The organism is Streptomyces sp. NPDC033845, assembly GCF_055576225.1.
Map to the genome: position 1 here is coordinate 45,933 of NZ_JBVIRI010000002.1, position 13,026 is coordinate 58,958.

General features: G+C 75.7%; 11 protein-coding genes. 7 read left to right on the top strand and 4 right to left on the bottom strand.

Annotated elements, in window-relative coordinates:
* The first annotated feature begins 83 nt into the window (after positions 1-83).
* Both ACZ50K_RS04370 and ACZ50K_RS04375 read left to right on the top strand, forming a co-directional pair.
* Positions 84-2,588 carry a beta-glucosidase gene (locus ACZ50K_RS04370; RefSeq protein ID WP_468897325.1) on the top strand — a complete coding sequence of 835 codons (2,505 nt, stop codon included), beginning with the start codon at positions 84-86 and terminating at the stop codon, positions 2,586-2,588.
* Between the two features lie 72 nt (positions 2,589-2,660).
* Complete coding sequence (locus ACZ50K_RS04375; RefSeq protein WP_468897327.1) at positions 2,661-3,356, top strand: DedA family protein; 696 nt, start codon at positions 2,661-2,663, stop codon at positions 3,354-3,356.
* On the opposite strand, the gene ACZ50K_RS04380 is transcribed toward ACZ50K_RS04375, so the two are convergent.
* Positions 3,346-3,885, bottom strand: coding sequence for a gamma carbonic anhydrase family protein (locus tag ACZ50K_RS04380; protein ID WP_468897329.1), 540 nt, complete (start codon positions 3,883-3,885; stop codon positions 3,346-3,348). The two genes, ACZ50K_RS04375 and ACZ50K_RS04380, sit on opposite strands and share 11 nt — an antisense overlap.
* A gap of 114 nt (positions 3,886-3,999) precedes the next feature.
* On the opposite strand from ACZ50K_RS04380, the gene ACZ50K_RS04385 reads away from it, so the two are divergent.
* On the top strand, positions 4,000-4,755 hold the full coding sequence (locus ACZ50K_RS04385; RefSeq protein WP_468897330.1) for an acyltransferase: 756 nt from the start codon (positions 4,000-4,002) through the stop codon (positions 4,753-4,755).
* Between the two features lie 40 nt (positions 4,756-4,795).
* On the opposite strand, the gene ACZ50K_RS04390 is transcribed toward ACZ50K_RS04385, so the two are convergent.
* Positions 4,796-5,203 (bottom strand): CoA-binding protein, encoded by a 408-nt coding sequence (locus ACZ50K_RS04390; protein WP_468897333.1) that lies wholly within the window; start codon positions 5,201-5,203, stop codon positions 4,796-4,798.
* Positions 5,204-5,314: 111 nt separating this feature from the next.
* Here ACZ50K_RS04390 and ACZ50K_RS04395 point away from each other — a divergent pair, with 111 nt between their 5' ends.
* From ACZ50K_RS04395 to ACZ50K_RS04405, 3 genes are read left to right on the top strand one after another with little or no spacing between them, the layout of a single operon-like run.
* Positions 5,315-5,956: a YigZ family protein gene (locus ACZ50K_RS04395; protein ID WP_468897335.1), complete on the top strand. Its 642-nt coding sequence runs from the start codon at positions 5,315-5,317 to the stop codon at positions 5,954-5,956.
* Positions 5,953-7,119 (top strand): exonuclease SbcCD subunit D, encoded by a 1,167-nt coding sequence (locus ACZ50K_RS04400; RefSeq protein ID WP_468897338.1) that lies wholly within the window; start codon positions 5,953-5,955, stop codon positions 7,117-7,119. Before ACZ50K_RS04395 ends, ACZ50K_RS04400 begins: the two co-directional genes overlap by 4 nt.
* Positions 7,120-7,135: 16 nt before the next feature.
* The gene (locus ACZ50K_RS04405; RefSeq protein ID WP_468897340.1) at positions 7,136-10,162 is read left to right on the top strand and encodes an AAA family ATPase; all 3,027 of its coding nucleotides are present in this window, start codon (positions 7,136-7,138) and stop codon (positions 10,160-10,162) included.
* Here the strand turns inward: ACZ50K_RS04405 and ACZ50K_RS04410 are convergent.
* Positions 10,152-10,598, bottom strand: a complete 447-nt coding sequence (locus ACZ50K_RS04410) for an Lrp/AsnC family transcriptional regulator (RefSeq protein WP_468897343.1) — start codon at positions 10,596-10,598, stop codon at positions 10,152-10,154. The genes ACZ50K_RS04405 and ACZ50K_RS04410 overlap by 11 nt on opposite strands.
* 94 nt (positions 10,599-10,692) lie before the next feature.
* On the opposite strand from ACZ50K_RS04410, the gene ACZ50K_RS04415 reads away from it, so the two are divergent.
* Positions 10,693-11,211 carry a rhodanese-like domain-containing protein gene (locus ACZ50K_RS04415; RefSeq protein ID WP_468897345.1) on the top strand — a complete coding sequence of 173 codons (519 nt, stop codon included), beginning with the start codon at positions 10,693-10,695 and terminating at the stop codon, positions 11,209-11,211.
* Between the two features lie 90 nt (positions 11,212-11,301).
* Here ACZ50K_RS04415 and ACZ50K_RS04420 read toward each other — a convergent pair whose 3' ends face one another.
* Positions 11,302-13,017 carry a DUF885 domain-containing protein gene (locus tag ACZ50K_RS04420; protein ID WP_468897348.1) on the bottom strand — a complete coding sequence of 572 codons (1,716 nt, stop codon included), beginning with the start codon at positions 13,015-13,017 and terminating at the stop codon, positions 11,302-11,304.
* Between the last annotated feature and the right edge of the window lie 9 nt (positions 13,018-13,026).

The window sequence follows — 13,026 nt, forward strand, 5'->3', positions numbered from 1 at the left end:
CCGGACCGGGGCGCAGAGTGGGCGGGGCGGCCCGGACCGGGGCCGCCACCGCCGACGCCCCGGGGGCCGCCATGAGCGAGGCCGTGTCCAGACGATCCGCGCTGCGGCTGCTCGGCGCCGCCGGCGCCGCACTGGGCGCCTGCGGGGCCGCCGGCTGCGCCGTGACCCTGCCGGCCGACGCCGGCACCCGGGCGAGCCCGAAGGCCTCGGCCGCCCCCGGCGGCGCGGCCCGCCCCGCCCGGGCCGCCCGCGTCGACGCCGTCCTGGAACGCCTCACCCTCGACGAGAAGACCGCCCTGCTGCACGGGGCCGCCGACCCCGCCCCCCTCGGCCAGGCCGGCTATCTGCCCGGCCTCCCGCGCCTGGGCGTCCCGGCCCTGCGGCTCGCCACCGGCCCGGCCGGGGTCCGGGTGACCGCCCCGGCCACCGCCCTGCCCGCACCGGTCCTCCTCGCCTCCGCCTTCGACCCCGCGCTGGCCCGCGACTACGGCCGGGTCCTGGGCCGCGAGGGCCGCGCCCTCGGCCAGGACGTGCTCCTCGCCCCGACCGCCAACCTGATCCGCACCCCCTACGCCGCCCGCAACTTCCAGGCCTTCGCCGAGGACCCGAGGCTCACCGCCGACCTGGTCGCCGAGGTCGTCCGCGGCATCCAGGACGAGGGCCTGATCGCCGCCGTCGGACACTTCGCCCTCGACGGCCAGGAACGCGGCCGCGGCACCACCGACGTGATCGTCGGCGAACAGACCCTGCACGAGACGGAACTCCGCGGGTTCGAGGCCGCCGTCACCGCCGGAGCCGGCGCCGTCGTCGGCGGCGCCAACAAGGTCAACGGAGTGCACGCCTGCGAGAGCCGCACCCTCCTCGACGAACTCCTGCGGCGCGGCTGGGGCTTCGACGGCTGGGTGCTCTCCGACTGGCACGCCACCCGCAGCACCGTCGCCGCCATCACCTCCGGCCTCGACATGGAGATGCCCGCCGGCACCCACTTCGGCGGACCGCTCCGGCAGGCCGTCCGCGCCGGCACCGTCTCCGAACCCGCCGTGGACCAGGCCGTCCGGCGGCTGCTGGGCACCCTCGACCGGTTCGGACTGCTCGACGGCCGGGCCGCCCGCCGGCCCCCGCGCGACCCCGCCGCCGGGGCCCGTACCGCCCGCAGGATCGCCGCCGCCGGCGCCGTACTCCTCCGCAACGAACGCGGCACCCTGCCGCTCACCGGCGAAGCCGCCCGCTCCATCGCCGTCATCGGACCCACCGGGGCCGTCGCCCTCACCGGCGGCGGCACCGACCGCCCCGCACCCGGCCGGCCGCTCGCCCCGCTGCGCGCCATCACGGACCGGGCCGGCCGCACCGCCACCGTCCGCTACGCCCTCGGCGAGGACGTGCACGGCCGGCCGCTGCCGGCCGCCCGGCTCACCCCCGCCGCCGCACTCGACGACCGGACCGTCCCGGCCGGCCGGGAGTTCCGCTGGGCCGGCACCCTCACCCTGCCCGCGGACGACCGGTGGACCCTGCTGGTCCACTACTCCGGACAGCGGCCCGACATCCGCCTCGACGGCGAGGAGCTCTTCCCGACCCGCCCCGGCATCCCCGAGACCGCCACCGGAGCCCTGCTCGGCACCGCACCCGACGGGCTGACCGTCCGCCGCCGCCCACTGGCCCTGAAGGCCGGACCGCACCGGCTCACCGTCACCGCCCGCGGCGGCCCCCGCGGCCAGCGCTTCCGGCTCCGCCACACCAGCGACGCCACCCGGGCCGCCGACCTCGCCGAAGCCGTCAAGGCCGCCAAGGCCGCCCGCAGCGTGGTCCTCTTCGCCTACGAGGACGCCACCGAGGGCACCGACCGCGAGACCCTCGGCCTGCCCGGCGGCCAGCCCAGGCTGATCGAGGCGGTGACCGCCGCCAACCCGCGCACCACCGTGGTCCTCAACACCTCCTCCAGCACCACCATGCCCTGGCTGGCCCGCACCGGCGCCGTCCTCCAGATGTACTACCCCGGCCAGGAGGGCGCCCGCGCCACCGCCGACGTCCTCTTCGGCGACACCGACCCCGGCGGCCGCCTCACCCAGACCTATCCCGCCGACGAACGCGCCCACCCGGTCGGCGGGAACCCGGCCCGCTACCCCGGCGTCGGCGGACGCCGGGAGCACACCGAGGGCATCCACGTCGGCCACCGCTGGTACGACGAGGAACGGGTCACCCCGCTGTTCCCCTTCGGCCACGGCCTCTCCTACACCACCTGGCGGTACGAACGGCCCGCCGTCCGCTCCGAGGACGGCGCCCTCCGGGTGGAGTTCACCGTCCGCAACACCGGCCCCCGCAAGGGCACCGACGTGGCCCAGGTCTACCTCGGCCCCTCCCCGGACCTCCGCCTCGACCAGGCCGTCCGGGCCCTCGCCGGCTACCGCCGGATCACCCTCGCCCCCGGCGAGAGCCGCCGCGTCACCGTGGACCTCGACCGCCGCGCCCTCTCCTCCTGGGACCCGGCCCGGCACGCCTGGGTGCTGGGCACCGGACGCCGCGAGGTGTTCGTCGGCCGGTCCTCCCGCGAACTGCCGCTGCGGACAAAGGCGGTGGTCCGGAGCGGGTAGGCTGCCCGCTCGGCGCGCCACCGGGGGCGCGCCGGGCCCGGCCGGGCCGCGGCGTCGCGGGAGGACGTACCAGTGCACATCCAGGAATGGCTGGAGACCGTTCCGGCGGTGATGATCTACACCCTGGTGGGCGTGGTCATCGGGCTGGAGAGCCTGGGCATCCCCCTGCCGGGTGAGATCATCCTGGTGAGTTCGGCCCTGCTGGCCTCCCAGCACGGCGAGGTCGACCCGCTGGTCCTGGGCGTCTGTGCCAGCGCCGGAGCGATCATCGGCGACTCCATCGGCTACGCCATCGGCCGCAAGGGCGGCAAACCGCTGCTGGCCGGACTGGGCAAGCGCTTCCCCCGGCACTTCGGCGAGCAGAACATCGCCGTGGCCGAGCGCTCCTTCGAGAAGTGGGGCATGTGGGCCGTGTTCTTCGGCCGGTTCGTGGCCCTGCTCCGGATCTTCGCCGGACCGCTGGCCGGCGTCCTCCACATGCCGTACTGGAAGTTCCTGATCGCCAACGTCCTCGGCGGGATCCTCTGGGCCGGCGGCACCACCGCCGTCATCTACTACGTGGGCATCGTCGCCGAGGCCTGGCTGAAGAGGTTCTCCTGGGCCGGCCTGCTGCTGGCCGTGCTCTTCGGCCTCGGCTCGATGCTGCTCCTCAAGCGGCGGGCCGCCAAGGCCGCCGCCGGGGCCGGGGCCGGGACCGCGGCGACGGCCGCGACGGCGGACCTGCCGGAGCAGGGCGCCCCGGCCGAGCCGGCCACCGCTAAGGGCTGACCGCCGCGCGGTGCTGCTTCGCCAGCTCCACGTACATCGCCGCGTTCACCCGGATGCCGTCCCGCTCCTCCTCGGTCAGCGCCCGCCGCACCTTGGCGGGCACCCCCGCGACCAGCGAACCGGGCGGCACCACCATCCCCTGCGGGACCAGCGCCTGGGCCGCCACCAGCGAACCCGCCCCGATCACCGCTCCGTTGAGCACGGTGGCGCCCATCCCGATCAGACAGTCGTCCTCGACCGTGCAGCCGTGCACCACCGCGTTGTGCCCGATCGAGACCCGCTCGCCGATCGACACCGGGAAACCCGGGTCCACATGCACCGTGCAGTTGTCCTGCACATTGCTGTCCGCGCCCAGCACGATCGGCCCGCAGTCCGCCCGCAGCACCGCCGAGTACCAGACGCTCGTCCCCTCGGCCAGGCTCACGTCACCGATGACCACCGAGGTCGGCGCGGTGAACGCCGACGCGTCGATCACCGGGTCCTTCCCCCCGACGCCCGCCACGAGTGCCCCGTTCGACTGCTCCGCCATGTCTGCCCGCCTTCTCTGCTTCCGGTGGTCGCGCCCCGAGCACCGTAGACGATGGGGTGAAGATCACAGGAGACCGGTCCGGACCCGGGCGGCCCCGCCCACTACCGTGGCCGGGTGCCGAAGAGCAGAAGCACGATCCCCTCCCTCACGGACTGGCGCCGCCGCGCCGCCGCCCACGCCGTCCACACCGCCTGGCGCTGGATGCAGCGGGCCGGATCCGTCACCGCCCGGACCCCCGGCGGGCACGCCTTCGCCGCCATCGGCGAGGGCACCCGGCTGGCCTTCCCGCAGGGCACCATCTTCGGCGCCCCCTGGATCCGGATGGGCGCCCACTGCATCATCGGCGAGCAGGTCACCCTCACCGCCGGCATGATGCCCGACCTCGACCTCGGCCCGGAACCGATGCTGGTCCTCGGCGACGGGGTCGTCCTCGGCCGCGGCAGCCATGTGATCGCCGACGCCCCCATCACCATCGGCAACGACACCTTCTGCGGCCCCGGCGTCTACCTGACCTCCACCAACCACAGCTACGACGACCCGCACCAGCCGGTCGGCCGCCAGTGGCCGCGCAGCGCGCCCGTGGAGATCGGCCCCGGCTGCTGGCTCGGCACCGGCGCGGTGATCCTCCCCGGCGCCCGGATCGGCCGCAACGTGGTGGTCGCCGCCGGATCCGTGGTCCGCGGCGAGGTGCCCGACCACGCCGTGGTCGCCGGCGCCCCCGCCCGGATCGTCCGCCGCTGGGAACCCGAGACCGGCTGGCAGCCGCCGCTGCGCACCCCGGCCCCGGTACCCATTCCGGACGGGGTCACCCCCGAGCAGCTGCGGGCCCTCGCCGAGGCCGAACGCGAGGCGGCCGCCCGCACCCCCTGAGCCGGCCCCGGGGCACCGAGCCGGCCCGCCGGGCCCCGGCTCAGCCCAGGGCCGGGATCTCGATGGCCGGGCACCGGTCCATCACCATGTGCAGACCGGCCGCCCGGGTCCGCTCGTACGCCTCCTCGTCCACCACGCCCAGCTGGAACCAGACGGCCCGCGCGCCCGCCGCCACCGCCTGGTCCGCCACCGGACCGGCCAGCTCGCTGTTCACGAACACGTCCACCACGTCCACCGGGAAGGGGATCGCCTCCAGCGAGGGGTACCCCTGCTCGCCGTGGACCGTCTCCGCCTTCGGATGCACCGGGACCACCCGCTTCCCGTACCGCTGGAGCACCCGGGCCACCCCGTGGGCCGCCCGGTCCTCGTTGTTCGACAGGCCCACCACGGCCCAGGTGTCACCCAGTTCGGTGAGGATGGTGCGGACCGTCGCCGGATCGCCGTACACGCGCGCCGCCTCCTTCAAGCTCCGCGGACCGGCCCGACGCCGCCCCGCCCCCCGCCTCAACCGCGAGGACGCGTGTCCGATTCCCCGGCGCGCGCGGCTTAGGGTGGACGGGTGAAGGCAGACCAGTACGTGACGGTCGCCCGTGAGGGCGTGCACGAGTCCGAGATCAACCGCTCCCGGTTCATCTGCGCGCTCGCGCCCGCCGCCACCGAGTCCGAGGCCCAGGAGTTCATCGCCCGGATCCGCCGCGAGCACCCCACCGCCTCGCACAACTGCTACGCCTACGTCATCGGCGCCGACGCCTCCGTCCAGAAGGCGAGCGACGACGGGGAGCCCGGCGGCACCGCCGGAGTGCCCATGCTCCAGATGCTCACCCGGCGCGAGATCCGCTACGCGGTGGCCGTGGTCACCCGCTACTACGGCGGGGTCAAGCTCGGCGCCGGCGGACTGATCCGCGCCTACGGCGGGGTGGTCGGCGAGGCCCTGGACGCCCTCGGCACCGTCACCCGGCACCGCTACCGGCTGGCCACCGTCACCGTGGACCACCAGCGGGCCGGCAAGGTGCAGAACGACCTCCGCGCCACCGGCCGCACCGTCCTGGACGTCCGGTACGGGGAGGAGGTCGACATCGAGATCGGCCTCCCGGCCGCCGAGGTCGACGCCTTCCGGGCCTGGCTGGCCGACAGCACCGCCGGCACCGCCGGCCTCACCCTCGGCGGCGAGGCCTACGGCGACGGGGTGACCGCCGCGTGAGGTTCCTGCACACCTCCGACTGGCACCTCGGCCGGTCCTTCCACCGGGTCGGACTGCTCGACGCCCAGGCCGCCTTCCTCGACCAGCTGATCGACACCGTCCGCACCCACTCCGTGGACGCGGTCCTGGTCGCCGGCGACGTCTACGACCGGGCCGTGCCCCCGCTGCCCGCCGTGGACCTCTACGACCGGACCCTGCACCGCCTCGCCAACCTCGGCGTGCCCACCGTGATGATCTCCGGCAACCACGACTCGGCCCGCCGCCTCGGCGTCGGCGCCGGACTCATCGGCCGCGCCGGGATCCACCTGCGCACCGACCCGGCGGGCTGCGCCCACCCGGTGCTGCTGGCCGACGAGCACGGCGAGGTCGCCCTGTACGGGCTGCCCTATCTGGAGCCGGCCCTGGTCAAGGACGAGTTCGCGGCCCCCCGGGTCAGCCACGAGGCCGTCCTCGGCGCCGCTATGGACCGGGTCCGCGCCGACCTCGCCGGACGGGCCCCCGGCACCCGCTCGGTGGTCCTCGCCCACGCCTTCGTCACCGGCGGCCGGTCCAGCGACAGCGAACGGGACATCACCGTCGGCGGGGTGGAATCGGTGCCCGCCGCCGTCTTCGACGGGGTCGACTACACCGCCCTCGGCCATCTCCACGGCAGCCAGACGATCACCGAGCGGATCCGCTACTCCGGCTCCCCGCTCGCCTACTCCTTCTCCGAGGCCGGACACCGCAAGTCCGTCTGGCTGGTCGACCTCGGCCCCGCCGGGGAGATCACCGCCGAACGCCTGGACACCCCGGTGCCCCGGCCGCTGGCCCGCATCCGGGGCCCCCTCGACACCCTCCTCGACGACCCGGCCCTCGACGCCCACCGGGACGCCTGGGTCGAGGCCACCCTCACCGACCCGGTCCGCCCCGAGGACCCCATGGCCCGGCTCACCGCCCGCTTCCCGCACACCCTCAGCCTGGTCTTCGACCCCGAGGGCCGCCCGGAGGACGACGGCGCCGGCTACGCCCGCCGGCTCCGCGGCCGCACCGACCAGGAGATCGCCGAGGACTTCGTCGCCCACGTCCGCGGCGGCGGCCAGCCCGACGAGGCCGAACGCGGGGTGCTCCGGGAGGCCTTCGACACCGTACGGGCCGACCACGCGACCCGGGAGACCGACCGATGAGCCGGGAGACCGACCGATGAGGCTGCACCGGCTCAGGGTGACCGCCTTCGGGCCCTTCGCCGAACCCCAGGAGATCGACTTCGACGCCCTCTCCGGCGCCGGGATCTTCCTCCTCCACGGACCCACCGGCGCCGGCAAGACCTCCGTCCTGGACGCCGTCTGCTACGCCCTCTACGGCTCGGTCCCCGGCCCCCGCCAGGCCCCCGGCACCCGGCTGCGCAGCGACCACGCCGACCCCGGCACCCCCACCGAGGTCACCCTGGAGCTCACCGCCGGCGGCCGCCGGCTGGAGATCACCCGGCGGCCCGAACAGGACCGGCCCAAGAAACGGGGCACCGGCACCACCCGCGACAAGGCCCAGTCCTGGCTCCGCGAGCACCGCGCCGGACCCTCCGGCGAACCCGGCTGGCAGGCCATGTCCCGCTCCCACCAGGAGATCGGCGAGGAGGTCGAACAGCTCCTCGGGATGAGCCGGGAGCAGTTCTGCCAGGTGGTCCTCCTCCCGCAGGGCGACTTCGCCCGCTTCCTGCGCGCCGACGCCGAAGCCCGCGGCCGGCTCCTCGGCCGGCTGTTCGACACCCGCCGGTTCGCCGCCGTGGAGACCCTCCTCGCCGACCGCCGGAGGGCGGCCGAGGCCAAGGTGCGGGCCGGTGACGAGCAGGTCCTCGCCACCGCCCAGCGGCTGGCCCAGGCCGCCGGGGACACCGCCGAACTCCGTGCCTGGCCGCTGCCCGCCCTGGCCCCGGGGGATCCCGGGCTCGCCGAGGCCGTCCGCGGCTGGGCGGCGGTGGCCCGCAGCGGCGCCCGGGAGCGGCACACCGTCGCCGAGTACGCCCTGGCCGCCGCCGAGAGCCGGCACCACGCCGCCCGCCGCACCGCCGAGGACGCCCGGGAGCTCGACCGCCTCCAGCGCCGGCACGCCGAGACCCTGGCCCGCGCCGCCGTCCTCCGGGCGGCCGCCGGGGAACGCGAACGGGTCCGCGAGCGCCTGGACCGGGCCCGCCGGGCCGCCCTGGTGCTGCCCGCCCTGGAACTGCGGACCGCCGCCGCGGCCGCCCGGACCGCCGCCGACCGCGCCGAGACCGAGGCCCGGAACGCCCTCCCGGCCGAGTTCCGCGCGTGCGGGGCCGAACGCCTCGGCACCCTGGAACAGGAACTCCGCGAGGAACTCGGCGCCCTCGGCGCCGCCCGGCAGTCCGAACGGCGCAGCGCCGAGATCGGCCGCGAACGCGCCGCCCTGGACCGGGAGGCCCGCTCCGCCGAGGAACTCCTCCAGGAGGACGCCGACTGGCTCGCCCGCTGGGACACCACCCGGACCGCCCTCCAGGGCCGTACCGAGGCCGCCCAGCAGGCCGCCACCCTCGCCGAGCAGCTGGCCGGGGCCCTGGAGCCGGCCCGGCTGCGGCTGGCCGCCGCCCGCCGCCGCGACGCCCTCGGTGCCGAGGCGCACAGCGGCGAACAGGAGCTGCTGACCGCCCGGGAGGCCTCCGCGGCCGCCCGCGAGCACTGGCTGGAACTCAAGGAGACCCGGCTGCGCGGCATCGCCGCCGAACTGGCCGCCGCCCTGGAGCCCGGCCTGCCCTGCACCGTCTGCGGCTCGGCCGAACACCCGCACCCGGCCCGGCCGGCCCCCGGCCATGTGGACCGGGCCGCCGAGGACGGGGCGCAGACCCGCTACGAGCGGGCCGAGGAGCGGCGCGCCGGGATCGAGCGCCGGCTGGCCGCCGTCCGCCAGGCCGGCACCGAGGCCGCGGCCGCCGCCGGGGACACGCCCACCGCCGAACTCCTGGCGCTCACCGAGGACCTGACGGCCCGGCACACCGCCGCGCACACCGCGGCGGCCGGGCTGCACTCGGCCCGGGAGGCCCTCGCGGCAGCCGAACGGGAGCACGCGGCCCGCAGCGAGAACCGGCAGCGCGCCGACCGGCTGGCCGCCGCCCGGTCCTCCCGCAGGGAGGCCCTGGACCGCGAGCGGACCGCTCTGGAGGAGGGCCTGGCCCGGCTCCGCCGGGGTTCCGCCAGTCTGGCCGACCGGGCCGGGATCCTGGAGAACGCGGTCCGTCTGGTGACGGCCGCGGCCGGGGCCCAGCGCCGCGCCGAGGCCGCCGCCCAGCATCTCAAGGAGGCGGACGGCCAGTTGGCCGACGCCGCCTTCGCCTCCGGTTTCGACACCGTCGGCGAGGCCGCGGCCGCGGTCCTGTCCGAGGCCGAACGGTCCGCCGGACAGCGCCGGATGGACGCCTGGGGGGCCGAAGAGGCCCTGCTGGCCGACCGGTTCGCCGAGGCGGACACGGCCGAGGCCGCCGCCCGTCCGCCGGCCGACCCGGCCGCCGCCTCGGCGGCCGCGGACCGGGCCGCCGCCGATCTCCGCACCGCCGGTTCGGCGTTCGACGCCGCCGGGCTGCGCTGCGCCGAACTGGACCGGCTCTCCCGGCGGGCCGAGACGGAGCTGCGGGCCCAGGGCCCGCTGCGCGCGGCGTACGACCGGGTGGCGCGGCTGGCCGGGCTCACCGCGGGCACCTCCGCGGACAACGAGCGCCGGATGCGCCTGGAGGCGTACGTGCTGGCGGCCCGGCTGGAGCAGGTCGCGGCCGCCGCCACGGTCCGGCTGCTGCGGATGTCGGGCGGCCGCTACACCCTGGTGCACTCGGACGCCCGGGCCGGCGGCCGGGGCCGGTCCGGGCTCGGACTGCACGTGGTGGACGCCTGGACCGGCAGCGAGCGGGACACCGCCACCCTGTCCGGCGGGGAGACCTTCTTCGCCTCGCTGGCCCTGGCCCTGGGCCTGGCCGACGTGGTCACCGACGAGGCCGGCGGGATGCGGCTGGACACCCTGTTCATCGACGAGGGCTTCGGCAGCCTGGACGAACAGGCCCTGGACGAGGTGCTGGACGTGCTGGACTCGCTGCGCGAGCGGGACCGCAGCGTGGGCATCGTCAGCCATGTGGCCGATCTGCGCACCCGGGTGCAGGCCCAGTTGGAGGTGGTGAAACGGCGCGGCGGCTCCGTGGTCCGGCACCGCACCGGGCCGTTCACGGACTGAGCGGGCGGCGGGGCAGCGGCGAGGAGTAGACGATGCTGGTGGTGACCGAGCCCAGGCCGGAGATCCGGCCGGTGATCTCCTCCAGATGGCCCATCGAACGGGCGGTCACCTTCAGTACGAAGCAGTCGTCCCCGGTGACGTGGTGGGCCTCCAGGATGTCCGGGGTGGATTCCAGCAGGTCGTGGAACGGCTTGTAGTTGCCGTGCGGGTAGCGCAGCCGGACCAGCGCCATGATGGTCTTGCCGAGCCGCTCCGGGTCGACCACCGCCGCGTAGCCGGTGATCACCCCGGTCTCCTCCAGCCGGCGGACCCGTTCGGTGACGGCGCTGGGGGACATGGAGACGGCCCGCGCCAGTTCGGCGAAACTCGCCCGTCCGTCGCGCTGGAGGGCCTCAAGGATGCGCCAGTCGATGGCGTCGGGTGAATACGCGCTCATACGGCAGGAATAGCAGGGGAATCCCCGGTCCAGCAAGGCATACCCCGGGGAATCTCACTTCCCGGGGCGGGATGACGACCGTAGATTTCTGGTCATGACGACGACGCCCCAGACCAGCACCCCGCCCGCCGCGACCGCCAACCCCGTGCTCCGGGTGCCGCCGGCCAGCCCGGCCGCGGCCGCCGCCTACTTCGGCGCGAGCCTCGCCTTCCACGCGGACGTCTCCGATGTCGCCGCCGCCTTCAAGGCCCACCGCGAGCAGGGCGCCGACCTCGGCTTCCAGCTGGTCGACTCGCGCTCGACCCCCTCCTGGGACCAGGCGCACGTACCGGGCGCGATCCACCTGCCCACCGCGCTGATCCCCGAGCAGGCCGGGAAGCTGCTGGACAAGGACGTCCCGGTGGTCACCTACTGCTGGGGCCCCGGCTGCAACGGCGGCACCCGCGCCGCGCTGGCGCTGGCCGAACTCGGCTTCCAGGTCAAGGAGATGCTCGGCGGCATCGAGTACTGGATCCGCGAGGGCTTCGAGGTCGAGACCTGGCAGGGCAAGGACCGGCGGGACCAGGCCGACCCGCTGACCGCCCCCACCGACTCCGACGACTGCGGCTGCTGAACCGGCCGCGCGGAGCGGACGGGCCGCCACCCCTCCTCGGGGCGGCGGCCCGTCCGTGACCAGTCCGACCAGTCCGGCCGGTCCGGCCGGTCAGAGCTTCGACAGCTCGTCCACCAGGTCGTCCAGACCGAGGGAGCCCTGCGACAGGGCGGCCATGTGCCAGGCCTTCAGGTCGAAGGACTCGCCGTGCGCGGCCCGCGCGTTCTCCCGTCCCAGCAGCCAGGCGCGCTCGCCCAGCTTGTAGCCGATGGCCTGACCGGGCATCGACAGGTAGCGGACCAGCTCGCTCTCCACGAAGTCGGCCGGCCGGCCGCTGTGCAGCCCGAAGAACTCCTGGGCCAGCGCCGGGGTCCAGTGCTCGCCGGGCCGGTACGGGGAGTCCGCCGGGATCTCCAGGCCCAGGTGCATGCCGATGTCCACGATCACCCGGCAGGCGCGCATCATCTGGCAGTCCAGGTAGCCCAGCCGCTGCTCGGCGTCCTTGAGGTAGCCGAGCTCGTCCATCAGCCGCTCCGCGTAGAGGGCCCAGCCCTCGGCGTTGGCGCTGACCCCGCCGACGGTGGCCTGGTAGCGGGACAGTCGGTCGGCGACATGGGTCCACTGGGCGAGCTGCAGGTGGTGGCCCGGCACGCCCTCGTGGTACCAGGTGGAGACCAGGTCGTAGACCGGGAACCGGGTCTGGCCCATGGTCGGCAGCCAGGTGCGGCCGGGCCGGGAGAAGTCCTCGGAGGGGGCCGTGTAGTAGGGGGCGGCGGCGCCGCCGGCCGGGGCGATCCGGGACTCCACCTTGCGGACCCGCTCGGCGAGTTCGAAGTGGGTGCCGTCCAGGTTCTCGATGGCCTCGTCCATGATGCCCTGGAGCCAGGCCCGGACCTCGTCGACCCCCTCGATGTGGGTGCCGTGCTCGTCCAGGTGCTTCAGCGCCGCCCAGGGGTTGGCGCCGGGCAGGATCTTCGCCGCCTCGGTCTTCATCTCGGCCAGCAGCCGGTGGTACTCGGACCAGCCGTAGGCGTAGGCCTCGTCGAGGTCGAGGTCGGTGCCGTTGAAGTAGCGGGACCAGCGGGCGTAGCGCTCCCGGCCGACGGTGTCGGGCCGGCCGGCGACGGCGGGGGCGTACACCTCGCGCATCCAGGCGCCGAGCTCGGCGACGGCGGCGGTGGCGGCCGCGCCGGCCGGTTCGAGTTCGCCGCGCAGGGCGTCCGGGCCGCCCGCCGCGAAGGCGGTGAAGAAGGCGGGCTCGCCGTCCTCGCCCGCCCAGTTGGCGAGCTGGCCGATGAAGGTCTCGGTCGGGCGCGGGCCGCCGTACAGGCCCCGGGAAAGGCCCAGTTCCAGACAGGCCCGGTAGCCGGCCAGGGCCTCGGGGACGGCGCGCAGCCGCTCGGCGATGGCGGCCCAGTCCTCCTCGGTCTCCGCCGGGGTCAGGGTGAAGACCTCGCGGACCGAGTGGGCGGGGGAGTGGATGTTGCTGACCGCGAGCAGGTCCTCGTCCGCCTCGTGGACCGCGAGCTCGGCGGTCAGCCGCTCGCGGAGCAGCCGGCCGCAGCGGCGCTCCTCGTCGGAGTCGGCGCCGGGCAGCCGCTCGGCCTCGTCCAGCCGGGCCAGGGTGGTGCGGGCGAGGTCGGCGACGGCGGCGCGGCCGGCCGGGGAGAAGTCCGGCAGACGGCGGGAGCTCTCGGCGACACCGAGGTAGGTGCCGGTGATCGGGTCGAGGGCGATCAGGTCGTCCACGTAGGCGTCGGCTACCTGGCGCGGCAGTCGGCTGCTCTGCGGGCTGTCGCTGGGGCTGCTGTGAGGGGTGACTGACATGCGGACATC

Coding starts and splice junctions, on each gene's coding strand:
- ACZ50K_RS04380 (WP_468897329.1), bottom strand. CDS start 3,885: ATGGCGGAGCAGTCGAACGGGGCACTCGTGGCGGGCGTCGGGGGGAAG.
- ACZ50K_RS04405 (WP_468897340.1), top strand. CDS start 7,136: ATGAGGCTGCACCGGCTCAGGGTGACCGCCTTCGGGCCCTTCGCCGAA.
- ACZ50K_RS04410 (WP_468897343.1), bottom strand. CDS start 10,598: ATGAGCGCGTATTCACCCGACGCCATCGACTGGCGCATCCTTGAGGCC.
- ACZ50K_RS04415 (WP_468897345.1), top strand. CDS start 10,693: ATGACGACGACGCCCCAGACCAGCACCCCGCCCGCCGCGACCGCCAAC.
- ACZ50K_RS04420 (WP_468897348.1), bottom strand. CDS start 13,017: ATGTCAGTCACCCCTCACAGCAGCCCCAGCGACAGCCCGCAGAGCAGC.